Origin of the sequence: Actinoplanes sp. NPDC049802, from assembly GCF_040656595.1 — a bacterium.
GTDB lineage: Bacteria > Actinomycetota > Actinomycetes > Mycobacteriales > Micromonosporaceae > Actinoplanes.
In genome coordinates, this window is the sequence record NZ_JBFAMR010000083.1 from 1 (window position 1) to 25,431 (window position 25,431).

The 25,431-nt window shown below is 71.0% G+C and carries 25 protein-coding genes and 1 pseudogene; 7 read left to right on the top strand and 19 right to left on the bottom strand.

Annotation, left to right across the window (positions count from 1 at the left end; genetic code table 11):
- Window positions 1–246: 246 nt before the first annotated feature.
- On the bottom strand, window positions 247–924 hold the full coding sequence (gene lexA, locus AB0I88_RS35030) for a transcriptional repressor LexA (protein WP_361034848.1): 678 nt from the start codon (window positions 922–924) through the stop codon (window positions 247–249).
- Window positions 925–1,195: 271 nt separating this feature from the next.
- Between lexA and AB0I88_RS35035 the strand changes: the two genes are divergently transcribed.
- On the top strand, window positions 1,196–1,405 hold the full coding sequence (locus AB0I88_RS35035) for a DUF4177 domain-containing protein (protein ID WP_361034851.1): 210 nt from the start codon (window positions 1,196–1,198) through the stop codon (window positions 1,403–1,405).
- Window positions 1,406–1,437: 32 nt separating this feature from the next.
- On the opposite strand, the pseudogene AB0I88_RS35040 reads toward AB0I88_RS35035, so the two are convergent.
- The 9 genes and pseudogenes from AB0I88_RS35040 to AB0I88_RS35080 all read right to left on the bottom strand — a co-directional run.
- Window positions 1,438–1,533 (bottom strand): annotated as a pseudogene (locus tag AB0I88_RS35040) (ornithine carbamoyltransferase); the annotation flags it as partial.
- A gap of 408 nt (window positions 1,534–1,941) precedes the next feature.
- Window positions 1,942–3,282, bottom strand: a complete 1,341-nt coding sequence (locus AB0I88_RS35045; protein ID WP_361034854.1) for a hypothetical protein — start codon at window positions 3,280–3,282, stop codon at window positions 1,942–1,944.
- A 5-nt stretch (window positions 3,283–3,287) separates the two neighbouring features.
- Window positions 3,288–4,292, bottom strand: coding sequence for a hypothetical protein (locus AB0I88_RS35050; RefSeq protein WP_361034857.1), 1,005 nt, complete (start codon window positions 4,290–4,292; stop codon window positions 3,288–3,290).
- Entirely contained in the window at window positions 4,289–5,344 is a 1,056-nt protein-coding gene (locus tag AB0I88_RS35055) for a hypothetical protein (protein ID WP_361034860.1), read from the bottom strand. The genes AB0I88_RS35050 and AB0I88_RS35055 overlap by 4 nt, the downstream gene beginning before the upstream one ends.
- Window positions 5,345–5,700: 356 nt before the next feature.
- Window positions 5,701–6,669, bottom strand: a complete 969-nt coding sequence (locus tag AB0I88_RS35060; RefSeq protein ID WP_361034863.1) for a branched-chain amino acid ABC transporter permease — start codon at window positions 6,667–6,669, stop codon at window positions 5,701–5,703.
- The gene (locus AB0I88_RS35065; protein ID WP_361034866.1) at window positions 6,666–7,526 is read right to left on the bottom strand and encodes a branched-chain amino acid ABC transporter permease; all 861 of its coding nucleotides are present in this window, start codon (window positions 7,524–7,526) and stop codon (window positions 6,666–6,668) included. The genes AB0I88_RS35060 and AB0I88_RS35065 overlap by 4 nt, the downstream gene beginning before the upstream one ends.
- A gap of 55 nt (window positions 7,527–7,581) precedes the next feature.
- Entirely contained in the window at window positions 7,582–8,265 is a 684-nt protein-coding gene (locus AB0I88_RS35070; protein WP_361034869.1) for an ABC transporter ATP-binding protein, read from the bottom strand.
- Complete coding sequence (locus AB0I88_RS35075) at window positions 8,262–9,035, bottom strand: ABC transporter ATP-binding protein (RefSeq protein ID WP_361034872.1); 774 nt, start codon at window positions 9,033–9,035, stop codon at window positions 8,262–8,264. The genes AB0I88_RS35070 and AB0I88_RS35075 overlap by 4 nt, the downstream gene beginning before the upstream one ends.
- Window positions 9,032–10,192 (bottom strand): ABC transporter substrate-binding protein, encoded by a 1,161-nt coding sequence (locus AB0I88_RS35080; protein WP_361034875.1) that lies wholly within the window; start codon window positions 10,190–10,192, stop codon window positions 9,032–9,034. Before AB0I88_RS35080 ends, AB0I88_RS35075 begins: the two co-directional genes overlap by 4 nt.
- A 90-nt stretch (window positions 10,193–10,282) precedes the next feature.
- On the opposite strand from AB0I88_RS35080, the gene AB0I88_RS35085 reads away from it, so the two are divergent.
- Both AB0I88_RS35085 and AB0I88_RS35090 read left to right on the top strand, forming a co-directional pair.
- Window positions 10,283–11,086, top strand: a complete 804-nt coding sequence (locus AB0I88_RS35085) for a PaaX family transcriptional regulator C-terminal domain-containing protein (protein ID WP_361034878.1) — start codon at window positions 10,283–10,285, stop codon at window positions 11,084–11,086.
- A gap of 84 nt (window positions 11,087–11,170) precedes the next feature.
- Entirely contained in the window at window positions 11,171–12,358 is a 1,188-nt protein-coding gene (locus AB0I88_RS35090) for a cytochrome P450 (RefSeq protein WP_361034881.1), read from the top strand.
- A gap of 33 nt (window positions 12,359–12,391) precedes the next feature.
- Here the strand turns inward: AB0I88_RS35090 and AB0I88_RS35095 are convergent, their stop codons facing one another.
- The 9 genes from AB0I88_RS35095 to AB0I88_RS35135 all read right to left on the bottom strand — a co-directional run bounded on the left by AB0I88_RS35095 (window position 12,392) and on the right by AB0I88_RS35135 (window position 21,777).
- The gene (locus AB0I88_RS35095; RefSeq protein ID WP_361034884.1) at window positions 12,392–14,308 is read right to left on the bottom strand and encodes a hypothetical protein; all 1,917 of its coding nucleotides are present in this window, start codon (window positions 14,306–14,308) and stop codon (window positions 12,392–12,394) included.
- A gap of 90 nt (window positions 14,309–14,398) precedes the next feature.
- Window positions 14,399–16,174 (bottom strand): oleate hydratase, encoded by a 1,776-nt coding sequence (locus tag AB0I88_RS35100; protein ID WP_361034887.1) that lies wholly within the window; start codon window positions 16,172–16,174, stop codon window positions 14,399–14,401.
- 14 nt (window positions 16,175–16,188) lie between these two features.
- Entirely contained in the window at window positions 16,189–16,779 is a 591-nt protein-coding gene (locus tag AB0I88_RS35105) for a helix-turn-helix domain-containing protein (protein WP_361034890.1), read from the bottom strand.
- 97 nt (window positions 16,780–16,876) lie between these two features.
- Entirely contained in the window at window positions 16,877–17,638 is a 762-nt protein-coding gene (locus AB0I88_RS35110) for a hypothetical protein (RefSeq protein WP_361034893.1), read from the bottom strand.
- 323 nt (window positions 17,639–17,961) lie between these two features.
- Window positions 17,962–18,666, bottom strand: a complete 705-nt coding sequence (locus AB0I88_RS35115) for an HAD family hydrolase (protein ID WP_361034896.1) — start codon at window positions 18,664–18,666, stop codon at window positions 17,962–17,964.
- A gap of 149 nt (window positions 18,667–18,815) precedes the next feature.
- A complete protein-coding gene (locus AB0I88_RS35120; RefSeq protein WP_361034899.1) occupies window positions 18,816–19,592 on the bottom strand; it encodes a slipin family protein in 777 nt (258 codons plus the stop codon).
- Window positions 19,593–19,770: 178 nt separating this feature from the next.
- A complete protein-coding gene (locus AB0I88_RS35125; protein WP_361034902.1) occupies window positions 19,771–20,646 on the bottom strand; it encodes a hypothetical protein in 876 nt (291 codons plus the stop codon).
- 20 nt (window positions 20,647–20,666) lie between these two features.
- Window positions 20,667–21,098: a PPOX class F420-dependent oxidoreductase gene (locus AB0I88_RS35130; RefSeq protein WP_361034905.1), complete on the bottom strand. Its 432-nt coding sequence runs from the start codon at window positions 21,096–21,098 to the stop codon at window positions 20,667–20,669.
- 262 nt (window positions 21,099–21,360) lie between these two features.
- Window positions 21,361–21,777, bottom strand: coding sequence for a cytidine deaminase (locus AB0I88_RS35135; RefSeq protein WP_361034908.1), 417 nt, complete (start codon window positions 21,775–21,777; stop codon window positions 21,361–21,363).
- A gap of 313 nt (window positions 21,778–22,090) precedes the next feature.
- Here AB0I88_RS35135 and AB0I88_RS35140 point away from each other — a divergent pair, with 313 nt between their 5' ends.
- From AB0I88_RS35140 to AB0I88_RS35155, 4 genes are all read left to right on the top strand, one after another.
- Window positions 22,091–22,525: a hypothetical protein gene (locus AB0I88_RS35140; RefSeq protein ID WP_361034911.1), complete on the top strand. Its 435-nt coding sequence runs from the start codon at window positions 22,091–22,093 to the stop codon at window positions 22,523–22,525.
- The gene (locus tag AB0I88_RS35145) at window positions 22,522–22,827 is read left to right on the top strand and encodes a transcriptional regulator (RefSeq protein WP_361034914.1); all 306 of its coding nucleotides are present in this window, start codon (window positions 22,522–22,524) and stop codon (window positions 22,825–22,827) included. The genes AB0I88_RS35140 and AB0I88_RS35145 overlap by 4 nt, the downstream gene beginning before the upstream one ends.
- Window positions 22,828–23,338: 511 nt before the next feature.
- Window positions 23,339–24,349: a hypothetical protein gene (locus AB0I88_RS35150; protein WP_361034916.1), complete on the top strand. Its 1,011-nt coding sequence runs from the start codon at window positions 23,339–23,341 to the stop codon at window positions 24,347–24,349.
- Entirely contained in the window at window positions 24,349–25,332 is a 984-nt protein-coding gene (locus AB0I88_RS35155) for a hypothetical protein (protein WP_361034919.1), read from the top strand. Before AB0I88_RS35150 ends, AB0I88_RS35155 begins: the two co-directional genes overlap by 1 nt.
- The last annotated feature ends 99 nt before the right edge of the window (window positions 25,333–25,431 follow it).

The window sequence follows — 25,431 nt, forward strand, 5'->3', positions numbered from 1 at the left end:
CCAGGAAGCCACGCAGCGGGTTGCGGCACTGCTCCCGCAGGGTCGGGTGGGCGGCGAACAGCCCGTGCAGGTCGAAGGCGTTGCCGTCGTTGCGGTACGCGCCCGAAATCCACACACCGGTTCTCAGCACGCCGCCGGAGGCCTGCGCGGATCGGCGAGAATCCCGGCCGATGCCGCGTGCTGTTCCCTGCAGCCCCAAGGGTCATCGGCCGGACCGGGACCATCAAAGAGCTACGGGCCGAAGCGTCAGAGGCGGCGGAAGACGCAGACGACCTTGCCGAGGATCACCGCGTCGTCGGCGGGGATGGGGTCGTAGACCGGGTTCCGGGGCAGCAACTGGGCGTGCTCGCCGGTGTGGTGGAAGACCTTGACGGTGGCCTCGCCGTCGAGCATCGCGGCGACGATCTCGCCGTTCTCGGCGACCGGCTGCTGCCGGACCACGACCACGTCGCCGTCGCAGATGGCGGCTTCGATCATGGAGTCGCCCTTGACGTTCAGGGCGAAGTGGGCGCCACTTCCGATCATGCCGGCGGAGATGGTCAGGTGGTCCTCGACGTGCTCCTCGGCCGTGATCGGGGCGCCGGCGGCGATGGCGCCCAGGACGGGGATCGTGACCACCCGGTCGGCCGGCGGCGGCGCGGGCCGCGGGTCCGCCGCGGTCTCGGAGCCCGGGCGCAGCTCGACGGCCCGGGAGTTGTTGGGCTGGCGGCGGATCAGGCCGTACTTCTCCAGGACCCTCAACTGGTAGGACACCGAGGACGGTGAGACCAGGCCGACGGCCGCGCCGATCTCGCGGACGGTGGGTGGATAGCCACGCTCGCGGACCGAATCGCGGATCACCGCGAGGATGCGGAGCTGCCGGGCGCTCAGTGGCGGCTGACCGGGATTGATCGGGGGCTGATCTGCACCGCTGTCGATGCTCATTGCCGCACCCTACCCCATGATTAGATCAGATGTACGAAGCGTCACCAGGATCCGCCCGTTCGTGGGACAGCGATCCCGGCCCGACGACCGATGCCGATCATGCCCGGTGGTGCGGATCTTCCGATGCCCATCGCCTGGGCGCACGCGGACCGGATCGCGGCCGGCGGCACCGGCCGCCGGCGGGCGGGAGACCGGTTCCGTCCATCGGGGACGGCTCCGCGGCGCTCGCTCGTCTCCCCCACCGCTGGCACGCCGGGAGCATGATGGAGTCATGGCCGAACGCTATGAGTACAAGGTTGTGGAACTCCGCGAGAAGATGATCGGCGGCAAGATGTCCGGGGACAGGCTGGAGCGGATCCTCAACGATCACGCCGACCAGGGCTGGCGGCTGAAAGCGATCACGTCGGCGGACGTTAAGGGCCGTATCGGGCCCGGCGGTGTCGAGGGTCTTCTGGTCACGTTCGAGCGCGCCCGCGGCTGACCGGCGGGCCGCCGGTCAGCCGCGGACACCCGTCAGGCGAGGGTGGCGACGAGCACCGCCTTGATGGTGTGCAGCCGGTTCTCCGCCTGGTCGAAGACGATGCTGGCCGGCGACCGGAACACCTCGTCGTCTGGCGCCCGCTTCCGGCTTCGACGGTGACTCTGTGGCCTCTACCATGGCTCCTCCCGGCGGAGCGGGCTTGCCTGCGATGGACGTGGGATTAACATCAGGAACACGAGTCGTTAACCTGCGACGGGCCCGGCTGCGCGACACTCCTTGCAGGACACGTCCGGCCACTGACCGGGAGGGGTCACGGGTCCGGCGTTTCCGCCCGGATGCCGCAGAACGCCCAGGGGTCTGTCTCACACCCCGAGGGTCGATCCTCGCCGCCGGTGCCGCATCGTCCCGGGCGAATGAATCCGCCCGGTTCTCGACGACGCCGGATCTCGATGACGCCGGATCTCAGCCCGGCGGGCGCGTCGCGGAAGCGCGTTACTCGGCGACGTGCCGCTGCGAAGTCAGTCGCCGGATCGCTGTCAGCCGGCGAAGAGCAGGAACAGGCCCGCCCAGGTGCAGCCGATCATGAAGATGACCATCGGCATCTCGTCGGCGAGGACGGCCAGGACCGGGCGGCCCGGATGTTCGGCCAGTGCGCGGTCGTGGGCGACGATCACACCCACGGCGTGACCGATCAGGATCAGAGCTATCTGTACGCCGGAGAGCACCTGAGGATTCGGGGCGACCGTCCCGGACGAGTCCACGCCGAACAGCAGCAGCACGCCGCGCGGCCCCTCGGTGACCAGCAGAGACAGATAGTGGGCGAGGGTGTAGCCGACGGCGATCGGGATCAGCGACAGGGTCACGTCGAGGTGGCCGGCCGTCCAGCGGACCGCCAGGAAGACCAGCGCGCAGCCGAGCACGAGCGCCGCCGTGCCCCAGAACAGCGGAAAGTCCAGATCCGGGGCGTACGAGGTCCAGGCGCTGTCGAAGACGGTCGAAGCCCACCAGACCGCGATGAAGGCGGCCGGGCCGGCGGTGGCGAGCGGCGACGTCCGGGGCGGCGCGAGGACCGCGGCACCGGTGCCCGGCTGACCATCGCCGACAGTTGTGCCGGCCGGCGCCGTGGGGGCGACGTCCACGGGAGCGCCTCCCGGCCGCGCCGTCGGGGCGACGTCCACGGGAGCGCCTCCCGGCCACGTCGTCGGGGCGACGTCCACGGGGGTGGCCAGGCCGGAGAGGGGCGGGCGCCAGCGCAGCGGGCTCAGGCGGCCGGCCAGATCGGAGTAGACCTCGAAGCAGTCGCCGCGGGCGAACCACTCCTCGCCGCGGAGGGTGGCGAGAGCGAGCTGACTCACGGCGTACAGCAGAAGGAAGAGACCGACCGCGACCGGATCGCCGTGATGGGGCACCACCAGCTCGAACCAGACGAACGCCAGCAGGAACGCGGCCGCCGGCCAGGAGGACGGCCGGGCGCCGGGCGGAAGTGGGCGCAGCCCGCGGCGCGGCAGGCCGAGCAGGGTGAAGAGGGTGCGCAACGGGTTGACCACCCGCCAGACCGGGCCGAACACCATGCTGACCGGGACTAGACCCACCCATAGCAGGACGAACAGGGCGTGTGGGGCCGGGTTCGCCGGGCCGCGCGGACCGGCGATGGCGTAACCGGTGATGTAGAGGGCGAGCAGGAGGACCGGGTAGCGCAGGTAGCCGCCGATCCCGAGGGAACGCGGCGTGGCGGGGTTGAGCCGTGGCTCGCGCCACCAGAGGCCGGCGATCAGGAAGGACAGCACCAGGGTCGCGGCGCCGGCCTGCAACACCAGGTCGAGCGGCAGTGGGAGGTCCGCGGAGTCGCCGACGCCGTGCGCGAGCGGCGGGCTCACGAGCTTCACACCTTTCCCTCGGCCTTGTGGGCCAGGTCGCGCAGCACCCCCGCGCCGGCCACCGCGACGCCCGCGCCGAGGCCGAGGGCCAGGACCACCAGGATCCGCTCCAGGTCGGCCGGGCCTGCGAAGGGCAGGACCGGCCGGTGGAAGGACGTGACGTCGGGGAGCACGAACACGGCGGTCAGGGCGGCGCCGCCGCAGACCGCGAGGATGCCCGCGGCCCGGCCGCGCAGCGCGGTCACCGTGCCGCCGATGATCAGCGGCCAGGCCAGCAGGTTGATGCCGGCGGCGCTGAGGAAGGTCCCGGCGATCGGTGCGGACTCCACGGCCAGTGTCGACCCGGTGACGTGGACGATCGAGGCGAGGGTTGCGACGGTTCCGGCGCCGGCCAGCAGCAGGTCGGCCCGGCGCAGGCGGCGGGCGAGCAGGACGAGGGCGATGCCGGTCAGCCCGGCGGCGGCCCACCACAGGGCGGCGGCCGGGCGGGTCTCCCCGGTGAGTACGCCGTCGACGGTCACCGGGGTGCCGTTCGCGTCGAGGACGATCGTCCAGGGGACGGTCTCGCCGGCGGCGACGGTCCGGCCGTCGGGGGTGGCGCGGTCGTCGATCCAGGTGTGCTCGGCACCGGGGGCGACGGTCGCCGGAGTGGCGGCCCCTCCCCCGGCCGGGATCGTCACCGGGCCGGTGGTGCCGTTGCGCAGTCGCAGGCGGGCACCGTCCTCGATGGCGGTGACCTCCAGCCCGGGAAGGGCCGGGGTCACCGCGACGACCTGGCTGCGGGAGTCGGTGGCGGTGAGGCCGCCGGCGTGCGCGGCGGCCGGGCTCGCGGTCGCGGCCACCGTGCCGGCGACGGCGAGCAGCACCAGAACGAGGCGGCCGAACGTTGCCCCCGCCCGGCCGGCAAAGCGGAACGCGGCGCCCGCCCGCACCAGAGGAAGGCGGCCCAGCATCACCGCCCGGCCGCCGGACCGGAGCGTGACGCCGCGGGGTGAGAGCCGGTCGGTCACTCGGCGAGTCGGTGGACGCTGCGGGCGACCAGCACCGTGCCGACGCCGGTGATGGCGGTCAGGGTGAGCAGACCGGTGACCATGTGGATGTTGAAGCCGGTGGTGCCGGTCTCCAGCTTGCCGACCAGGAGCACCGCACCCCACACGAACGGCGGGGTGACCAGGCCGAAGAGGACCCAGCGGCCGTTGACACCGAGTTTGACCAGCGGGTTGAGGGCGCGGAGCACGATCTCGGCGGCGAACGCGGCGGCGGCCACGGTCAGCGCCGGCCACCAGGGGCGCTCCGAGTCGAACATCAGGTGCATGAACACGGCGATCAGGCCGACCAGGATCGACGGCAGGCCGATCGGCAGCGGCCAGCGGCGGCCGATCGCGAGGAACGGCACGAGCAGCAGCACGGTGCTGAACAGGTAGCCGTGCACCAGCTGCGAGTCCGGCGAGTAGACCGGCACCGGGTCGAGGTCGCTGCCGAGGTGGCGGAAGCCGAGGGCGGTGGCGTGCAGCGAGTAGATGTGCATGGGCAGGGCCGCGAACAGCGTGGACACGCCGACGAGCAGGGCGCCGGACAGGTCGAGCCGGTCGCCGGGGTTGGCGGCGAGCATCAGCGCCGGGCCCATGGCGACCAGCACCATGCCGAGGATGATGAACTCGTGGCTGGGGCTGACGAAGATCTCCATGTCCCGCTCGATGCCCCAGATGTTGTGCCAGAGCGTGTCGACACCCCCGCCGACCAGGAGGAACGCCATGCCGGCGAGCGGGATGCGCAGGGCGTTGGGCAGGGCGAGAACGCTGCGGTACGTGGGGATGCCGGGCAGCCGGGAGCGCATGATCCACAGCAGGGTGAAGCCGGAGGCGGCGATGCCGGAGTAGAGCACGCCGTGCCACGGTGTCCAGAAGGTTTCCAGCTCGGGGGTGGTGGCGTGGGCGTAGGCGTCGAGTTGCAGCCCGATGACCAGCCAGGCGCTCGCGACCAGCAGCACCCACCGCTCGCGGGCGCTGAATGACGTGGCGGGAGCTTCCACCGGAATTGCCCGTTCGACGGACGTCGTCACGATTGCTTCCCCTCTGATCGACTCGGCGACCGTAACCTACATCGCCGTTGTTACATGAATCGATCAGACATCGGACGATGTGACGAAGGGCGACGGCATAGGCGCTCTCGACGTCCCGGCCCGACCGTGTGCGCAGTTCCTTGAGGTTGCTGATCACCGAACCCGAGAGCGTGTCGGCAAAGGGCCTTCCCAGGCCCGGTCCTGCCTCGGTCAGCATGTCGACCGCGACGTTCACGGAGCGGTAGGTCTGCGGATCGGATTGCCGTGACGCTCTGAGTCACTCACGAACCTGGCTCGTGGTTCGGATCGACCACCGGCGGCTCCTCGGATCCGGCATTCAGCGACTACAGCTCGGACTAAACATGATCCGGGGCGGTCAGGCGGGTGACGGCGGCGCGGGCGGCCGGGACCAGGCCGCGCGGCAGGTAGAGGACGCAGACGATCAGGACCACGGCGTAGACGGCGTAGGAGAGGACCGCCGGGGCGTAGTCCGGCATGCCCGGCTGGGTGCCCAGAGTGTTCAGCAGCTGCACCAGCAGGACGATCACGGTCGCGCCGACCAGCGGCCCGGCGATGGTGCCGAGGCCGCCGACCACGGCCATCACCACGAACTCGATGGACAGCAGCACCGGGAACGAGCCGGGCGCCAGATAACCGAGGTAGAAGGCGTAGACGCCACCGGCCAGGCCGGCGAACGCGGCGGACAGGGCGAAGACGGCCAGCCGGTAGCCACCGATGGCGACGCCACTGGCCGCGGCGGCGGTCTCGCTGGTGGCGGCGGCACGCATGCCGCGGCCCGCGCGGGACTCGATCACGTTGCGCGCGATCAGCACGGCGATCATCAGGACCAGCCCGGCGGCGTACGCGTACCCGAGATCCTCTCGCACCTCGAAGCCGCCGACGGAGAACCGGGGGATGCCCTGGAGGCCGATCGCGCCGCCCGCCCAGTCGGCCTGGGCCAGCAGGGACAGCAGGATCAGCTGCACCGCCAGGGTGGCGAACGCCAGATGGTGGCCGCGCAGCCGCAGCAGGGGCGCCCCGAGGAGGGTGGCCGCGACGGCCGCGATCACCGGGGCGGCCAGCAGTCCGAGCAGCGGTGGGACGCCGTGGACGGCGAGCAGGCCGGCCGTGTAGGCCCCGATCGCGTAGAAGGAGGCCTGTCCGAGCGAGACCTGTCCGGCGTACCCCATCAGGAGAGAGACGCCGACGGTGACCGTCGCGGCGAGGGCGAGCAGCACGAACGTCGCGAGATGCCGCTCCGGCAGCAGCGGCGGCAGCAGGGCGAGGACCGCGAGCAGCAGCCCGGCGGGGAGCAGGCGCCTCATCGGGCGGTCTCCGCGACCGGGCCGGTGCGGGCCGCCTGGACGATCATGACGGTGAGCATCAGCACGAGAGCCACCTCCACCTGGTAGGCGCCGCCGCCGTAACCGGCGGCCAGAGTCTGTGCCACGCCGAGCAGCAGGCCGCCGGCGAGGGCGACGACCGGCCGGGTGAGCCCGCCGAGGACGGCGGCCGCGAAACCGTTGACGATCAGGGCGACGTCGCTGTCGAAGGTGACCTGCTGCACCGGGGTGGTGAGGACGCCGGCGAGGCCGCCGAGGGCGCCGCCGATGGTGAAGGCGAGCAGGCCCATCCGGCGCACGTCGATGCCGACGACCTGGGCGGCGTAGCGGTTCGAGGCGCAGGCGGACAGCGCCCGGCCCAGGTCGGTGCGGGCGAAGAACCACGCCATCAGGGCGAAGACGGGCGCGGTCACCGCGATGATCAGCAGGTAGTGGGCTTGCAGCCGGGCGCCTGCCAGCTCGGCCACACCGGGCACGCCCGGGTAGGAGCGTGGTTGGTCTCCCCAGATCAGGATCTCGACCGCGTACGCGAGAACGCCGAGCCCGAGGGTGACGATGAGCGACGTTCCGGGGCTGGTGCCGGGGCGCCCGATGGCGACGATCCCGACGAGCAGGCCGGTGATCGCGCCGAGCGCCACTCCCCCGGTCTCGGCGAGGCCGTGCGGGACGCCGGCGCCGAGCAGGGAGGCGGCCAGCATGGCGGCGAGCACGGCGAACGCGCCCTGCGCGAAGTTGACCACCCGGGTGACCCGGTAGATCGCCACGAGCCCGCTGGCGACCAGCGCGAACCCGGCGCCGATGCCGAGCCCGGTGACGAGGTAGCCGACCAGGTCGCTCATCGGGTCCCCTTTCCGGCCGGCCACCAGGGGCGCCTCGACGACGTCGGGACGGTTCTCATCGGGGCACCTCGATGTGGCCGCCGAGGTAGGCGGCGGCGACGCGGGGGTCGCGGGCCAGGTCGGCGGCCGGGCCGTGCAGGGCGATCCGGCCCGCTTCCAGGACGTAGGCGCGGGCGCACAGGTCGAGGGCGAGGCGGGCGTTCTGTTCGATGAGCAGGACGGCCAGGCCGCGGTCGGTGTTGAGGGCGCGCAGATGGTCGACGAGGGTGGTGACGACCAGCGGGGCGAGGCCGAGGCTGAGCTCGTCGATGACCAGGATGTCGGGGCGGGCCATCAGGGCGCGGCCGATGGCGACCATCTGCTGCTGGCCGCCGGAGAGGGCGCCGGCTTTGCGGTCGCGGAGGCCGGCGAGGCCGGGGAGCAGCTCGTACACCGGGGTGGTGTCGCGGCCGCGGCGGCCGTTGCGCCAGCCGCCGAGACGCAGGTTGTCGTCGACGGTGAGGTCGCCGAACATCTCGCGGCCTTCCGGGACCTGGGCGAGGCGGCCGTTGACGGTGATCGTGCCGGAGTCCGGGCGCAGCAGCCCGGAGAGTGCTTTGACCAGGGTGGACTTGCCGGCGCCGTTGGCGCCGATGAGGGCGACCATCTCGTGTTCGGCGACGGTCAGGTCGACGCCGTCGAGGGCGGTGGCGCCGGAGTAGCGGACGGTGAGGTCGCGGGTCTCGACGATCGGGGTCATGGGTGGGCGCCTTCCGCGGTCGGGCCCAGGTAGGCGGCGATCACCCGGGGGTCGGCGCGGACCTCGGCGGGGGCGCCTTCGGCGATGACGCTGCCCAGGTCGAGGACGGTGACCCGGTCGGCGAGGCGCATCACGAAGGCGACGTCGTGTTCGACGAGCAGGATGGTCAGGCCTTCGGCCCGCAGGTCGGCGATCAGGGTGGCCAGGTGTTCGCGTTCGGCGGCGCGCAGTCCCGAGGCCGGTTCGTCGAGCAGCAGCAGGCGGGGCCGTCCGCAGAGGGCGCGGGCCAGTTGCAGGGCGCGCTGCTGGCCGAGCGGCAGCTCCTCGGCGGGGCGGTCCGCCCAGGCGGCGATGCCGGTTCGGTCGAGGCAGGCGAGGGCGCGCTCGCGGATGTGGCGTTCCTCCCGGTGGTGGCCGGGCAGGCGCAAGGCGGCGGCGAGGAAGCCGGAGCGGGTGGTGGCGTGCGCGCCGACCATGACGTTCTCGCACGCGGTCATGCCGTGGAAGATCCGGGCGGCCTGGAAGACGATGCCGACACCGCGGGCGGCGCGCCGGTGGGCGGGGAGGCGCTCGACGGGGTCGCCGTCGAGCGCCACGCTGCCGGAGTCGGGGGCGAGCTGCCCGCCGATCAGGGCGAACAGCGTCGACTTCCCGGCGCCGTTCGGGCCGATGACGGCGCGCAGCTCGCCCGGTTCGACCGTGAGGCTCACGTCGCGGACGGCGTAGACGCCGCCGAACGCGCGGGAGACCCCGTCCACGGTCAGTCTCACTTGAACCGTCCCGCGGAGAACTCGGTGGGCACGAACTTGCCGCCCTCGATCGTGTTGATCGAGATGAACTCGGTGGTGAGGCCGGAGTGGTCGGTGGCCGAGTACGCGTAGGTGCCGTTCGGGGTGGTGAGGGTGAGGCCCTCGAGGGCGTCGCGGACCTTCTTCGGGTCGGTGCCGCCGGCCTTCTCGACGGCGGCGGCGAGGAGTTTGACGCCGCTGTAGCCGTCCTGGGCGAACTGGGGCGGCGGGTAACCGTACTCGGCGGTGAACGCGGTGGTCAGCTCGTCGACGGCGGTTTTCAGTTCGCCGGCCGGGAGGTGGTCGCCGACGACGCCGACGCTGCTGGCGATGGTGGCGCCCTCGGCGGCCGGCCCGGCCGGTTCGAGGAACAGCTTGCTGGCCTGCGATCCGGTCAGGACCAGGGGGATGTCCAGGCCGGACGCCGCGTACTGCTTGGTGATCGCGACGGCCGGGGCGCCGGTGGCCCACAGCATCAGGGCCTGGGCGTCGGACGATCGCACGTGGGTGAAGATCGCGCCGAATTCGGTGGCGGTCGTCTGGAACTGCTCGATCGGGCCGAGCGTCACCCCGTACTCAGGGGCTTTGGTCTGCAGGCCTTTGAATCCGGCGACGGCGTAGCTGCTCTTGGTGTCGTAGGCGACGGCGATCTTCGTCAGCTTCCGTGCCTGGAAGTACTCCAGCGCGGCCTGGGCGTAGGTGCCGGACAGTGCGGGGACGACGAAGACGTACGGATGGACGGGGTTGACCTGTTCGTCCGCCGGGGTGAGCGAGACGTAGGGGATCTCCTCGCGGTCGACGAGCGGGATGGTGGCGAGCGCCGAGTTGCTGAACGGCGAGCCGATGATCGCGTCGGAGTCGTCCTTGAGCTCGTTGAAGGCGAGGACGGCCTGGTCGGGCAGGCTCTTGTCGTCACGGACGGTGAGTTCGATCTTCCGGCCGCCGATCCCACCGGCCGCGTTGATCTTGTCGACGGCGAGGGCGACGGATTTCTGGTTCTCGCTGCCGAGCGGGGAGTAGTTGCCGGTCAGCGAGACGATCTGGCCGACTTTGATCACTTCGTCCGCCGAGGAGGTCTCGCCTCCACAGGCGGCTATCGCGAGGGTGAGTGTCAGGACGAGTGGTCCGGTTCGGCGCACGATGACCTCCACGGGTTACCGGTGCGTTACAGGACATCGAAGTTAGGCGTCCTGGACACGGCCGTCAACATTGTGCCTAACATCTAGCCCATGCCGTCGAATCCACAGACGCTGATGCTCATGCTGCTCGGCGATTTCGTGCTGGACCGGGACGTCTGTGTCTTCTCCGGCAGCGTCATCGACGTGCTGGACCGGCTCGGCATCTCCTCGCACGCCACCCGGTCCACGCTCACCCGCATGGTCAATCGCGGACTTCTGCGGCGGCAGCGCGACGGCCGCAAGATGTACTTCGGGCTCACCCCGCGCGCCGCCGAGATCCTGCACGACGGCCGCGCCCGCATCTGGGAGACCGGCGCCGTCAACGACCGCTGGGACGGCACGTGGACGCTGCTCTGCTTCTCGCTGCCGGAATCCTGGCAGCGGCAGCGCCACGACCTGCGGTCCCAGCTGGCGTGGTCCGGGTTCGGGCCGTTGCAGGGCGGCCTGTGGATCGCTCCCGGCGTGGTCGCGGCCCAGGAGATCGTCAACGGACTCGGGCTGGCCGCGCACGCCCGGGTCTTCCACGCCCGGGCGGCCGACCTCACCGACATCGAGCAGATGGTCCGCGACGCGTACGACCTGGCCGGGGTGGCGGCCCGATACCAGGAGTTCCTCGACCGGTGGGAGGGGCCGGCGCCGTACACCGACCCGCTCGCGGCCCGGCTCGGCCTGATCGCCGAATGGCTCGGCGCGATCCGCCGCGATCCCCGGCTGCCGGTCGAGCACCTGCCCGCCGGCTGGCCCGCCGTCCGCGCCCAGAAGCTCTTCCGCGATCTCGAGGCCGCCACCCTCCAGCCGGCGCGCGACCTGGCCGCCGGTCTGCTCGACCTCACCCCTTCGGCGGTACGGGGGTGAGCTCCCGTGCCGACGACCGGCTTCCGCTCTTGGTGAGCGGTGGGGCACACTCGGTGACGTCCATTGACCGGCTGGGGGTTCCGCATGCCGTTTCTCGATGTCGTCGACCCGGCGTTCGACTTCACCGCACCGGAGGTGCTGGCCGCCCAGGACGCCGGCTGGTACGCCGACAGCCCACTCGGGCCGATCGTGCTGCGCCACGCGGAGGCCCAGGAAGTGCTCCGGGACCGCCGCCTCGACCACGGTGGCGACGGCTTCCTTCGACGTGACGGCATCACCTCCGGACCGATCTACGACTGGTGGGTGCCGATGGTGGTCAACCACGACGGCGCCGACCACCGCAGGCTGCGCGGGCTCGTCGGCCGGACCTTCACCCCGCGCACCATCGACGGGTTGCGGCCGTTCATCCGGGCCACGGCGGAGACGCTGGCCGACGAGATCGCCGATGCCGGCGAGACCGAGTTCGCCGGCGCCTTCGCCGACCGGCTGCCGCTGGCGGTCATCAGTGAACTGCTCGGCGTGCCCGCCGCGGACCACGACGTCTTCAGCACCTGGTCCAGCGACATCGGCCTGATCTTCGCCCTGTCCACCGGCGGCGACACGGCATCGCGCGTGGAGCGGGCGGTGGTGGGGCTGAGCGGCTACATCGACGGCCTGATCGACGAGAGGTCGAAGCACCCCGCCGGCGACCTGATCTCCCACATGGTCGCCGCCTGGCAGGTCGAGGCGACGGTCACCCGGGAGGAACTGCGCAACCTGCTGGTCACCCTGGTCTTCGGCGCCCACGACAACACGAGCCACCAGTTCTCCAACGCGATGGTCTGCTTCACCGAGCACCCGGGCCAGTGGACGCTGCTGCGCGACCGGCCCGAGCTGGCAGACCGTGCCGTCATCGAGGTGATGCGCTGGCGGCCGTCGGCGTCCAGTGTGTTCCGCCGGGCGACCGAGGACATCACCTTCCACGGACTGCCCGTCACCGCGGGAGCCTTCGTGACCATCGCGGTGCCGACGGCGCAGCGCGATCCCCGCGCCTTTCCCGGCGGACGGTCCTTCGACATCACCGCCGTCCGCGACGCGCCGCTGCTCCAGTTCGGCGCCGGCCCGCACTACTGCGTGGGTTCCGCGCTGGCGCACGCCCAGTTGCGCGAGGCACTACCGGTGCTGGTCCGCCGTTTCGGGCCACCGGTCATCGCCGGCGAGGTGAAGTGGCGGCCCCCGATCGGCACCCACGGACCCGACCGGTTGCCGCTCCGTTTCCCGGTCGCCGCCTGACCGGCTTGCACCACGTCTCGCGATCGCCGGGTCTCACTCCAGCACGATCGGGCCGGGCCCGGACTGCTCGACGACGTCGTAGAGGGAGACCCCGGAGGCAGGCGTGTGGTCGCCGAGGGCCACGACGCGGTCGGCCAGCGAGAGCACCGGCAGCGCGGTCATCGGGGCGCCGGTCGCCTCGGCGACAATCACCACGTCGAACCGGCCGGCGCCGCTGAACTCGGTGATCGCCCGGTCCACCGGCATGATCCAGGCCTGTGGCCCGCCGTCCGCCTCGTCCCGCCACACGTCGTCGAGTCCCCGCTCGGCCAGCCAGGTCCGGGCTCGCCGCCACTGCCAGGCGTCCAGGCACTCCTGACCGGAGAGCACCGGGTGGCCGCCGGCCGCGATCCGCGCGCTCCACTCCGGTGCGACCGCGGCCAGCCGGTCCCACAGCGCGTTGTACCGCATCACCTCGGGCTGCAGCAGCACCAGCCGCCGCATCTCGGCGATCGCGTCGTCCCACCCGGAGAGCGCCTGCCAGGCCACGGTGAGCCCCGGCCAGGGCGCGATCCGGTCGGCGACGGCACGCTGGCGCGCCATGACCCGGTTGCCCTCGAACACCTCGGCGGCGGCCTCCAGCAGCTCGCCCGCCCGCCTCAGCACCGGCGCCTCCGGCTCGACCGGCAGGCCGGGCAGCAGCGCGGCGAGCCGTTCGGCCAGCAGCGGCCACCGGTAGCCCAGGAAGTCGTGGGTCCGCTCGGCCTCGGCCAGCAGGTCGGCGCTCCACACCTCGGCGTCCGACCAGCCCTGCTCCGGGGTGGGGATCCACAGCCGGTCGATCCAGGCCGTCCACAGGTCACGCAGCCGGCGGCGGATCGACTCCCGGCGTACGCCGACCACGGCCAGGTCGATGTCCTCGGGTGTGCGCAGGGGCTCGCCGTCGATCAGGGACTCGTCGGCGATCCGGTGCAGCACCGGCTGCAGCATCCGGTTCAGTCCCCGGTCCGTGGTGAATCGTTCCCGGATCTCGGCGAGCCGGGCCAGCATGGCGTCCGGGTCGATGCCGGCCGATTCCGGCACGACGACGTGGTGACCGCGGAACTCCGGTTCCAGGGCGGCCGCCTCGGCGAGGACCGCCCGCACCGCGGTCAGGTGCTCCGACCAGCGGGCTCGGCGGTGCGGGTTCTCCAGTTGCCGGCTCAGCCGCTGCGTCCAGGTGCCGTCGCCGGCCTCGATCAGCGCGATGACGTTCTGCAGGTCGGCGCGCACGGAACTCAGGCCGGTACGGTCCTCGACGCGTACCGAGGCGAAGTCGACGCCTTGGGCCGCCAGCAGTGACATGCGCTCGGTGGCCGCCATCAGGGCGGCTCGCTCGGCCGCCGCGGTGGCGGCGTCCGGCAGGTCCGACAGTTCCGGCAGGGGCCGCATCGCGGCCTCGCGGTCGGCCGGTGACAGCCGGGCCGCGAGCCGCAGCAGCGCTCCGAACTCCTCGATGGTCAGCGGAGCCGGGCCGCTGACCGGGTCCGGGACGTGCGCCTGTTCGGCGGCCCGCTCGCGCAGCCAGGCACCGAGTTCGGCGGGCCGCATCCGGGCCCCGCCGACCTGATAGGCGTCACTTCCGGACAGCACGTACCGCACCTGGCGGATCGCCGCCCGCGACCGGCCGCGGACCGGTCGCGGGGACGCCTCGCGGCAGAGCGGCCGCACGCTGTCCGGCAGCAGGTCCCGGATGCCCCACAGCGCTTCCGGGCGCTGCGCCACGACCAGTACGCGCTTGCCGTGCCGCAGCAGCGAGTCGAGCATGGACCGCAGGACACCGGACGGGTACGCCCCGGGCGGGCATCGCACGGCGACCATCGGTCTCCGCGTCAGCTCGGCGAGGATCGGGTCCGGGGTGCCGCCTGCCGGGAACGAGCCGGGCTGGCGATGATCGACACTTTGCGTGAGGTTCTCCAGCAGATCCGACATCAGTAGAGCATGCCAAACCAGCTCATGTCCCTGGCAGGACCGTTAGACCCGTCGCATTTCGAAACCCATCCAATCACCCACAGTGACGGCTCATGCGGTGGGCTCTCCCCGGACCAGGCCGAACTCCTTCAGCAGCTCACCGATCTCGGTCTTCTCCACGTTGCGCCGGTAGAGGGCCCGCCCGAGCGCACCGGCCGGCAGCTTGAACTCGCCGCCGTCGCGCAGCCGGTTGGTGGCCGCCAGCAGGGTGCGGACGTCATAGGTCGAGTTGAACACCTCCGGGACGCCCCGCTCGACGCCGAGAAGCTGGTAGACCGCCTCCATCGGGGTGCGCACCGAGTACTCGGTGGTGAAGATCGTGTCCCGGCCGGTCTCGGCGAACTGCCCGATGAACGCGAAGTTCACCGACCCCTCCGGGACGACGTCCGGCCGGTCACCGGCCTTGCGGGGCATGAAGAACGAGGTGACGTACGGCATCATGCACGGGACCGTCTTCGCGCCGGTCGCGGCCATCTCGTCGATCTCGTCGAGCGGCACCCCCATGTGGTAGAGCCACTCACGGGTGATCTCCTCGCCGGTGCACTCCTGCATCGGCTTCTTCACGTAGTCGCCCGGCACGTCGACGAAGAGCGAGTAGATCCAGACCACGATCTCGGTCGGCTTCTGGGCCTTGAAGTGCGGCTGCCGGTTGACCGTCCAGCTCAGCAGCCAGCTGGAGTCGCGGACGCTGACGATGCCGCCGGTGACGACCTTGCCGCTGAACGGGTCCCGCTTGGCGATCTTCTGGATGTACGCCGGGATCCGCTGGTCGAGCGTGGTGACGGTCGCCGACTCCCACTTCGTCTCCGGGATGTGCGCGCCGAACACGTCCGGCCGGCCGAACGACGGGTCCTTGGCGGCGATCCGGCGCCACAGATCCCACGCCGGGGCCGGGCCCTCGTTCAGCTTGGCCGGGGTGTGGTGGTCGCCGTTGTCGGAGTTCTCGGTGAGCGAGCCGATCGTCATGAACAGCAGGTCGTTCTCGCTGAGGTCGGCGCCGCCCTCCTCACCGTCCCGGAGCCAGTGGATGCGGGTGGCCTGCTTGCGGCCGGGCTCGAGGGCGAAGTCGACATCGGTCACCTCGGTCTCGAAGTGGAACACCACGCCCTGGTCGAGCAGCCACTTGTAGAGCGGCAGGGTCAGCGACTCGTACTGGTTGTACTTGGTGAACTTGAGCGCGGTGAAGTCCGGCAGGCCGCCGATGTGGTGGATGAAGCGGTGCAGGTAGAGCTTCATCTCCAGGGCGCTGTGCCATTCCTCGAAGGCGAACATGGTGCGCCAGTACAGCCAGAAGTTGCTGGCCAGGAAGTCCGCGCCGAAGACCTCGTCGATCCGCTTGCCCTCCATCTCCTCGCGGGTGGCGAGGAAGACCTTGGTGATCTCCTTCTGTGCCTTGTCGCTGAGCCCGAACAGGCCGTCGGTCCGCGCGTCCTGGCCACGGTCGACGGTGGCCCGCTGGAGGGAGAAGTTGGGGTCGTCCTTGTTCAGCCAGTAGAACTCGTCGAGCACCGAGGCGCCCTCGATCTCCAGCGACGGAATCGACCGGTACAGGTCCCAGAGGCACTCGAAGTGGTCCTCCATCTCCCGGCCGCCGCGGATCACGAAACCCTTCTTCGGTTCCTTGATGCCGTCCAGCGCGCCCCCGGGCAGGCGGAGCCGTTCGAGGACGGTGATCCGGTGGCCGGGCATGTGGCCGTCGCGGATCAGGAACGCGGCGCCGGCCAGTGAGGCCAGTCCCGCGCCCACGAACCAGGCCGTCTTGTCGTCGACTCCGGCCGGTTTGCGCGGGCGGGCGAAGGCTTCGTAGTTTCCGCTGCTGTGGTACATCGTTCTTCTCTCTCTCACCGGGCCCGGAATCCCCGGACCACCTGAGCGACCTGCAAGCGGAGTTCCTCGACCGGATCGGCGCCGGGATGCACACCGGTCCACGGCTGGACCAGCAGCAGATTGAGGACCGCGAAGACCGTACGCGCGGCCCGGGCGGCGTCGGCGCCACCGCCGAGCCGTTCCGCGATCCGCCGCTCCAGCTCACCGACCAGCGCGAGCCCTTCGGCCCGGTAGCGCTCGGTGGGCGGCCCGAAAAGCAGTTCGCGCTGGTAGACGGCGGCACTGCGGGAGTCACGGGCGCGTTGCATCACCGGCTCCACCAGAGCGATCACCGCCTTCTCCGGATCCTGCTCGGCGGCCGCCGCGGCGGCGCCGGCCTGGATCGCGGCCCGCAGTTCCTCGTTGTGGACCATGAGGAACAGCTCGCCCTTGGAGGCCGCGTAGCGGAACAGGGTGCCCGCCGCCACGTCGGCCCGTTCGGAGATCTCCTGAGTGGTGACGCCCTCGAAGCCCCGCTCGGCGAACAGCTCCGCCGCCGCCCGCACGATCCGCTCCCGCTTCTCCAGCATGTTCCGGGCCCTTCGGCCGGTCGCCTCCGTGTCCATCGCCGTCCTCCGCTAATGAGTTCGCTCAAAAATGAGGCTACTCATTTTGGTGGGCGGGCGACCCTGCCGAAAGGCCTCAGTGGAGGGCCGCCGGAGGTCAGGAGAACAGAGCCGCCAGGGTTCGCTTCAGTTGCCCGTCGTCGCGCTGGTCCGCCCACGCCACCGTGTGCAGCGGCCGCCCGCGATCCCGCGCCTCGGCGCAGTAGCGGCGCACCTCCGCGTCGACCGGCTCGTCGGTGACCAGCAGCGCGCCACCGGCCCGCAGCCGGTAGGCGGCGTCCTCGACCGCGGCCACCCCGGCCCGCCCGTCCGCGCCCAGGTGCGCGGCGACCGCGATCAGCCGCTGGTAGGCGCGCACGCACAGGATGCCGACCGGAGCGCCGTCCGGCACCGCCACGTCGGCGTTGGTGCGCTGCAGCGCACCGGTCACCGCCCGCACGTACAGCTCGAACCGGGCGTCGTGCGCCCGGTTGCCACCCAGCGTGCTCAGCAGCTCGTCGCGCCGCTCGCCGGGAAGCCGGCTGAGCACCGCCGACCGGACCGGCTCCGCCAGCTCGCCGAAGACCCGGCGCAACCTCGTGTCCGGCAGCTCGGCCACCACCGTGGCGGCCTGATCCGGAGTGATCCCGGCGGCGGCCCGGATCACGTCCTGGTCGGTGAACGTCTCCAGCACCCGGGCCCGGTCTCCGGGCTTGCCGGCCAGCATCAGCCGGGCCAGTTCCCCCGCGGTCATCGCGGCGGTGACCGCCGCGAGCCGCTCCTGAGGCAGGCCGTTCAGCATGCTGATGGCCGACTGTGGCGGACTCTGGCGAATCATCACCGCCAGTTGCGTAATGGGCATCATCCCACCGGGCAGCATGACTCACTCCTTGACGACGACGGACACCGCCGATAGGACTAACACCGGCGCGGAGCCGTGAACATCATCTTCCTCGGTGGCCTGCTCGCCTGAACGGTCAGGGTGCCCGGAGCCTCCACTCTCATTCATCGATGGGGCACATCCGATTCGCTTCGGACAAGCCCTTCCATCTGCTTCAGGCAGGCGGCACTACCTGCGCGGGCAGGCGGCGCTACTTGCCTCGGGCGGCGGCTCTGCTTGCGTCGGGTAGCGGCTCTGTCTGCTTCGGGCGGCGGCTCTGTTTTGCTTCGGCAGCGGCTCTGTTTGCTTCGGGTAGACGGCTCTCAGACGCCGAGGAGGGCGGCCGCGGCGGTCAGATCGGCGGCGCAGGCGGTGGCGGAGGGCTCGTCGGGCGCATCGGCGTACTCACCGGTCCGGACCCGGATGGAGCGGGCGCCCAAGGCCACCGCCACCGCCATGTCCTTGCCGGGCCGATCCCCGATCACGACCAGATCAGACGGACGTACGCCGAGCGTCTCGGCCACCTGCCGCAAGCCCTCCGGATGGGGCTTGCGCAGAGTACGGCCACCGAGCTCGTCGGTGATGACGATCGTGGTGAAAGCGTTCGCCAACCCGGTGGCGGCCAGTTTCGCCCGCTGGATCGCCGGGTCGCCGTCGGTGAGGCAGGCGACCGGGTAGCGGGCGCTGATCGCGGTCAGCGCGGTCAGCGCGCCGGGGTAGCGCGGCAGACGGCGCGGACGGTAGGCGGTGAACGCCGCCACCAGGGCGGGGACCAGGCCGGCGGCCGGGCCGGGGGCGATGCCGTAGGCGGCCAGGGCCCGGCCGATCACGCCACCCTTGTCGGAACCGGTCACCACCTGGCGGCGGACCGCGCGGCTCAGGCGCACCGGCTCCAGACCCGCGGCGGCGCCGGCCCGGCCGACCGCGCGTGCGGCCCCGTACAGATAAGCGGACTGCGGATAGAGAGTGTCGTCGAGGGCGATGACGACCGCCAGGGGTGGCCTCGCGGTGAGGGTCGAGTTGTTCACGGTCAGCCTGCCGGGGAGAGGGTTCGTCGATGATCAGCAGCGGTCGGCCCGCAGGGCGCCGATCGACAGATGACCTCCGCTCGACGAGTGACGGCGCGACGTCTCAGATCGGTCGCGCCGTCACCGGCTTGAGAAGGTCCGACCCGGCGTCACTCGGTCAGGCGGTCGCTGTGCTTGTCGAAGCCGATGTACAGCCGGGCCGCCGCGTTGGCGCCGAGCGCACCGAGGGTCTCCAGCTCGCGCAGCCGCAGCAGGGCCGGGTGCTCGTCGTATGCCTGAGCGGCGTCGGCGAGCCGGCGCAGCGCGTCGACCTCGGCGTCGGCGCGGATCCGCTTCGCCTCGGCGTCGGCCTCGGCGGCCAGCCGCTCACGGTCCGCCTTCGTACGCGCCTCGATCATCTGCGCCTCGGCGAGCCGCTGCGCGGTGAGCACCCGGTTCATGACGTCCTGAAGGTTGCCCGGGAAGATCAGGTCCTTCACGTCCGCGCGGATGATCTCCACGCCGTAACCGGCCGAGACACCCTCGACGTCGCGCAGAATGTCCTCGCTGAGCTGGTTGCGGTTGGTGAGGATGCCCTCCAGCGTCATGGACGCCAGCGACCGCCGGGCGGCCAGCTGGACGTCGCTGTAGACGCGGTCGCCGTAGTCGGCCACCCGCTCCATGGCGGCGACCGGGTCGACGACCCGGAAGTGGGTGATGATGTTGACGCGGACCGCGACCTTGTCGGCGGTCAGGATCTCCTGGCCCTTGATGTTGATCTCGCGCTCCCGCAGATCGACGGTGAGGATCTCCACCTTCGGTACGCGACGCGACGGGAACCGGCGAACCGGCAGCTCGTACCGGCCCGGGTCGAGGACCTGGTCGAACCGGCCGTCGACGTAGCGCAGGCCCTGGAAACCGCTACGAATGATCACCTCACTGGACATGGCACACCTCTGACTTGAAACGAGAAAGGGTGGCCCCGTAGCGGTTCCGATGGGAAGGATCGGTCGCGGAGATGGCAGCGGACCAGCGTGGTTTGATCGCCAGTGCGCCCGCTGCTGAAGCGCTTTCTTCTGAAGCCGCCGGGGCCGGATCGAGCATGGCAAACGTCCGGCCGAACACTCAATCGAATATCAGCCGCAACCCCAGCCGGCGGGACGCGACCTCGTGGTCGTCGGCGTCCACCACCGCGTAGAGGCGTGCCTCGCCGGCGGTCGCCTCCCGCAAGGCGAGGCCCTCCACCTTCTCGGCGCCGGGGAACGCCACGAAACCGCCGTCGAGCAGCGCCAGACCGGAACCGACGACCGGGCCGTCGTCGACCGCGTTCGGGGTGTCCTCGGCGGCGGCGCTGACCAGCACCCGCCCGTCGGGCAATCTCACGGCGTCGGTCACCGCGAGTGCCACACCGTCGATGTCGCCGAGATCGTGTACGCGTACCTCACCGACTCTGACCAGGTCGGCCGGCGCCTCCCCGCGGACCGCGGCGAGCAGGGCGGCGGCGTCCACGTCGGCGGAGGCGGTAGGTGCCCCGGAGGCCAGGCTGCCCCGCTGGAACCAGCGCAGGCGGTCCCCCACCAGGCAGGCGCCCTCCAGGTTGAGCTGCTCCTCGGTGACGCCGAGCGCGGCGGCGACGGCCAGGTAGACCGGGCGCAGGTCGGCGACCGTGTAGCCGGACGAGCCGACCAGGGAGGCGCGCATCCGGTTCGGCGAGGAGCCCGAGCCGAGCAGCAGCACCTGTCCGGTGGCGAGGGCACAGGCCGCCTCGAAGTCCGGTTTCAAGTGCTTCGTGCCGGCCGCGGCGGTGAACTCCTCCAGCCCGTCGACCGGGTCCACGACCCGTACCGGAGTGATCGAACCCGGTCTCCACCAGGCCGCGTGGGTGGCGTCGTCCTGCATCACCAGCCAGCCGTCGCCGAACGGGGCGATCGCCGAGGCGGCCCGCACCGGCGAGCCGTCGTCGAAGGTCAGGGCCGTACTGTCTTCGATCTCGAGTCGCACGACCCTGATCCTGCCACTGTTCAGCCGAGTTTCTGCCCGTAGACGCGCTCCACCCGGAGAGCCATCAGCACACGCCGGTCGGAAACCATCACCTGCCGGTACTCGTCCCAGTCCGGGTGCTCGCCGGCCGCACGACGGTAGTAGTCGACGAGCGCCTCGACCTCGGGCCCGTTCGGGTCGGCGCCCGGCCCGGTCAGCGTCACCGGCCCTTCCGCGGTCGCCCACGACCAGCCATCCTTGCTGGTCACCTCCAGGGCGGCCCGTGGATCGCGGCGCAGATTGACGGTCTTGGCCCGCCCTTCCGTCATGGACACGTAGACGGTGTCGGCGTCACGATCGTAGAAGGGCGTCACCGGCGACAGCTGCGGCAGGCCGTTGGCCTTGATCGTCGCCAGCACACCGAGCCGGCTCCCGGCCAGCAACTCACGAGGATCGAACTGGTCAGCGCTCATAACCGTGCCAAGCCCCGCCCGTACGCCCGTATTCCGCCTGCCGCGCGGTCATCGGCCCGGCCGGGGTGTGCGGGTGATCGACTTCGCCACCTTCTCGGCAGCATCGAGGCCAAGACGGGACCACTGCGCTACATCGACGACCACCGCCGCAGCCTGATCGGGCCGGCGGCTCGCCCCAGGCAGGGCTGAACCCGGCAGCCCTGCCCCGGCGTCGTCACCACGCTGGTCAAAGCATGATCAAGAGTTCAGGAGCGGGCTGTTCTCAGTGCGCTTCCTGGTAGGCACGCAGTGTTCTCGGCCCGAAGGCGTCAGGTAGGACCTCGTCGATGGTTTTGATGCCACTGAGAGTGTCGAGCAGCATGCCCTCAGCGGAGTGTTCGTAGAGCAGCTGCCGGCAACGGCCGCACGGCATGAGGGTGTTCCCGTCACCATCGACGCAGGCGAAGGCGACGAGCGAGCCACCGCCGGTCATGATGAGCTCGGAGATGAGGGAACACTCCGCGCACAGGCCCACGCCGTAGGAGGCGTTCTCGATGTTCGCGCCGGTGACGATCCGCCCGTCGTCGACCAGGGCGGCGACACCGACCGGAAACCCGGAATACGGGGCGTACGCCTTCGTCATCGCTTGGCGCGCATGGGCGCGCAGGGTCTCCCAGGTTTCCTCGGAAACGATGTTCACGGGCCTTCTCCCTGTGTTTCGGCGTACGGTGCAGGTGTAACCGCCTGATGGTAAGTATTCCGATCTTGTCGGCTCCGGCATGGCCGGTTTCGCTGTTCCGTGACACCACCGGCGCCCGTGGCGCCCCGGGCGCGATGACCGTCCGACCACGCCCCTGCCGATTCTCACCGCGCTGGGCCATCACCTCGCGGCGCATCGCTGAACGTCGATGCCTGGGCCGGAGCCTCCGTGCAGGCTCCACCACTGGTGCGCCATATGGTTTCCGAGTGGTTGATAGTTGCCATAGTGGAAATCATCTGAGATAGTTTCCGTTATGGAAAACAACACGCACGTCCCGAACCCCGCCGAGGCCCGCGAGGCGCTGGCGGACATCGACACAGCCCAGCGCGCCGTGCGGGACACGCCGTGGCCCACCTGGATCTACCCGGTCAACGCCCTCCTACTGGGCGCCATGACCCTGACCTTCGCGCTCGGCGACGACGGCTTGGTCCTCCTCCTCGCCGCCGGCGCCGCGCTCATGGCGGTGAACGTGCTGGCCGGCTACCGGATGGGTGCGCCCTACACCCTGCCCACCAGCCGCGTCTTCCTCGCCCTGGCCGGCGCGTCGACCATGTGCCTGTTCGCCGCGTTCGTCGTCGCCGAGCTCACCACGCAGGCACGGCCGATCGTCGTCCTCGCCGTCGCGGCTGCCGCCTTCTACCTGGCGGGCGGCGTGGTGCACCGGCGCTCGACAGGGGCACCCCGGTGACCGCGGAACTCGACCCGGTCATCCACCCGACGCACCGGCTGCGGATCTGCGCGATGCTCGTCGCCGGCAGCACCCTGGAACTGTCGGTCATCAAGGAACATCTGGACCTGAGCCCGTCGGCTCTGAGCAAACAGGTCGCCGCCCTCGTCGACGCTGGATATGTGAAACAGGAACGTCTCGGCTCGGACACCCGGCGAGTATGGCTGTCGATGACCCGCCAGGGACGTAAGGCGTACCAGGGGCATGTCGCCGCTCTCCGGGACATCGTCAACGCGACGACGGTTCCCGCGCTGGACGACTAGCTCACCCCACTGCCACCGGCCGGGAGTGCCTCCGGTACGCCGAGAAGCCGCCCAGCCGACCGCGGACCCACCTCGCAGCCGTGCAACGTCGCGACCGACCGAGACCCACGCCGACCATGTCCGTGTCGTTCCAGGACGCCCGACGTGAGAATCTCGCCAGTCACCCGTCCGTGCCGGTGCGAATCGCCCTCTTCAGGTACGTGCTGAAACGGCTCTGCTCGGCGGCCGGCCGAGGACGGCAAGCGTTCCCGCGCCGGTGAGCCGCTCGGGCCGTTCCCGCGCGACGCGCGCTGACCGGCACCGGTGCGAAGCCGGTGCGGCCGGGTTGCCGCTCCCCCGCCGTGCTCAACCACGGGGCTCCGGCGCCGAAGCATCCGGCCGTCTGCCCGGCCGGGCGGGCACGGCGTCACGATGCCGAACCCGGCAGCGAGGGGTACCCCACCCGATGAGAATCCGGTCCGATCGACTCCGGCGCTGTATCGCCGCGGCGATCCTGGCTCTTCCGGGAGCCGTGATCGCGGTTTCCCCCGCGCACGCGGCCACCGCCGGGTACCCGGCGTCCGCGTTCACCCTCACCCGAGACAGCCTGCCGAACGTCGTTCCCGGTACCAGCGCCCGGATCCATTTCACGTTGCAGGGCCCCGCGGTCTCCGACCCCGGGCCGGTGGAGCTCTCACTGCCACTGACCGGCCTTCCCGAAGGGCTGCGGCTCGTGGCGATGGACGCCGGATCGACGGCCTGCCGCATCGACCACCAGGAGACCGGCCGGGCCTGGTGCTCCGGTCTCACCTTCTTCAACACGGGAGACACATGGATCCAGATGATCGTCGAGGCGGCTCCGGGCGTGTCCCGGGATCTCGACTGGTTCGGCGTCCCGGTGAGCATCAGCGTGGGCCAGGACGTGGTCATGTCGAGGCAGGACATCGCCACGACCCGGCATGCCGAGGCCACCCTGACGCTGAAAGATCTCCCGACGGACGAATACGACCGGGAGACCAACGGCGACCCGCAGACCATCACCGGCTGGCTGTCCGGTCCGGAGACCCGGGAGCAGATCGTGCTGGAGCTCAGGACGGCCAGGTCGACCATCTGGCGAAAGATCGCCACGGTCACCACCGATGAGTACCAGAGCTTCGAGTACGAGTACGAGCACCGGATCAACGGCGACGTCCGTGCCCGGTTCCCCGGCAACGATGCGTTCGCCGCCGCCACCAGCGCCGCGACACGGTTGCCGGGCGTGCAGGCCGGCCTGATCGGCTGGAAGGCGACGGGCACGTCGAAGGTCGGGCAGACCCTGACCATGACGGGGAGGGTGGTCCCGTCACGCCGGAAGGTGGTGCTGCAGTGGTCCGACAAGACGTCCGGCTGGAACACCGTCCAGACGGTGGAGTCGCCTGCCGACGGCGCGATCACGCTGACGTGGACCCCGAAGGCGAAGGGCAAGTACTGGGTCCGGGCCTGGCTGACCGGGGACCACAAGGCGGCATGGACCTACTACACCCGCGTCCAGAAGGTGAGCTGATGATGCGACTGCTGTCTTCCCGGCGTACGGCATCGGTGGTGTCCCTCTCGCTCGGTGTCTGTCTGGCCGGTCTGCCCGGCGCGGCGTCCGCCGCGGACGCGGGCTCGAGCCTGACCGCCGCGGAGATGGCCACGGCGATCCGGGCGGCCGCCGCCGCGTCGGCCTCGGCGATGGCCGAGGCTGGCTGGAAGGCCACGGTCGTCTGGAAGAACGAGACCGGATCATTCGTGTACGACGACAAGCGCGGGCAGGCGTCGATGCTGCGCACCGGCTCCAAGGAGAACGTCGAGTGGTACGGCGTCGACGGCAAGGGCGAGTACGCGCCGATCGAGCCGGACGACGTGCCCGCGCTGAGGATGATGGGCCGACCGGGCGTCACCCACGTCTACCGGCCGGCCTCGCCGGGCGAGTTCACCTCGGTGGTCAGCATCAACTTCCCGGATCCCGCCTTCCTGATCGAGCTGGAGGCCGACACCGCGGCGGCCGGAACCAGGACCGTGCGCGGTGACGGCGGCGCCGACTACGCCTACACCAACACGGAAGGCGCCGAGGCCGCCATCCACGTCGACGCCGACGGAACCGTACACGCAGCCGAACTGACCGCCGGCGACGACGTGAGCAGGTACGCGTTCGCGTACGGGCCGCAGAAGGTGGCGCTGCCGGCCGCCGCCGTCACGATCACCAGCGCGGCGTTGCGGACCGGCCGGATCTACCTGCACATGGCGGACGAGGTCGAGGACGCGGCGAAGTCCTCCCGCTGGGAGGCCCTGAATGCGGCGAAGGGCAAGCCGGTGCGGGTCGCCGCCCTGCGCAAGATCGTCACGAAGAATGTGAACCTCTTCAACGAAAACAACGGCGGAATGCTGAAGACGACCTCCGTGACCGGCGGGGCGGGCATACACGCGACGAACCCGTGGACGAGGAAGACCGTCACCTGGACCGTCACCGCCTCCGGCAAGAACGTCGTAGCCGCCAGGAGATGACGGCTCCTCGACGTTGAGCGGGGCGTGCCGACTCATCCGGCCCGGACTGAGGATCACTACGTGAGCCCGGCGGCGATGACCTCCATCGAAGCCTTGAAC

Excerpts from the sequence above, each read along its gene's own strand:
- lexA (WP_361034848.1), bottom strand. The coding sequence starts at position 924 with ATGAGCATCGACAGCGGTGCAGATCAGCCCCCGATCAATCCCGGTCAG.
- AB0I88_RS35035 (WP_361034851.1), top strand. The coding sequence starts at position 1,196 with ATGGCCGAACGCTATGAGTACAAGGTTGTGGAACTCCGCGAGAAGATG.
- AB0I88_RS35060 (WP_361034863.1), bottom strand. The coding sequence starts at position 6,669 with ATGAGGCGCCTGCTCCCCGCCGGGCTGCTGCTCGCGGTCCTCGCCCTG.
- AB0I88_RS35065 (WP_361034866.1), bottom strand. The coding sequence starts at position 7,526 with ATGAGCGACCTGGTCGGCTACCTCGTCACCGGGCTCGGCATCGGCGCC.
- AB0I88_RS35070 (WP_361034869.1), bottom strand. The coding sequence starts at position 8,265 with ATGACCCCGATCGTCGAGACCCGCGACCTCACCGTCCGCTACTCCGGC.
- AB0I88_RS35085 (WP_361034878.1), top strand. The coding sequence starts at position 10,283 with ATGCCGTCGAATCCACAGACGCTGATGCTCATGCTGCTCGGCGATTTC.
- AB0I88_RS35090 (WP_361034881.1), top strand. The coding sequence starts at position 11,171 with ATGCCGTTTCTCGATGTCGTCGACCCGGCGTTCGACTTCACCGCACCG.
- AB0I88_RS35095 (WP_361034884.1), bottom strand. The coding sequence starts at position 14,308 with ATGTCGGATCTGCTGGAGAACCTCACGCAAAGTGTCGATCATCGCCAG.
- AB0I88_RS35100 (WP_361034887.1), bottom strand. The coding sequence starts at position 16,174 with ATGTACCACAGCAGCGGAAACTACGAAGCCTTCGCCCGCCCGCGCAAA.
- AB0I88_RS35105 (WP_361034890.1), bottom strand. The coding sequence starts at position 16,779 with ATGGACACGGAGGCGACCGGCCGAAGGGCCCGGAACATGCTGGAGAAG.
- AB0I88_RS35110 (WP_361034893.1), bottom strand. The coding sequence starts at position 17,638 with ATGCTGCCCGGTGGGATGATGCCCATTACGCAACTGGCGGTGATGATT.
- AB0I88_RS35120 (WP_361034899.1), bottom strand. The coding sequence starts at position 19,592 with ATGTCCAGTGAGGTGATCATTCGTAGCGGTTTCCAGGGCCTGCGCTAC.
- AB0I88_RS35130 (WP_361034905.1), bottom strand. The coding sequence starts at position 21,098 with ATGAGCGCTGACCAGTTCGATCCTCGTGAGTTGCTGGCCGGGAGCCGG.
- AB0I88_RS35140 (WP_361034911.1), top strand. The coding sequence starts at position 22,091 with ATGGAAAACAACACGCACGTCCCGAACCCCGCCGAGGCCCGCGAGGCG.
- AB0I88_RS35155 (WP_361034919.1), top strand. The coding sequence starts at position 24,349 with ATGATGCGACTGCTGTCTTCCCGGCGTACGGCATCGGTGGTGTCCCTC.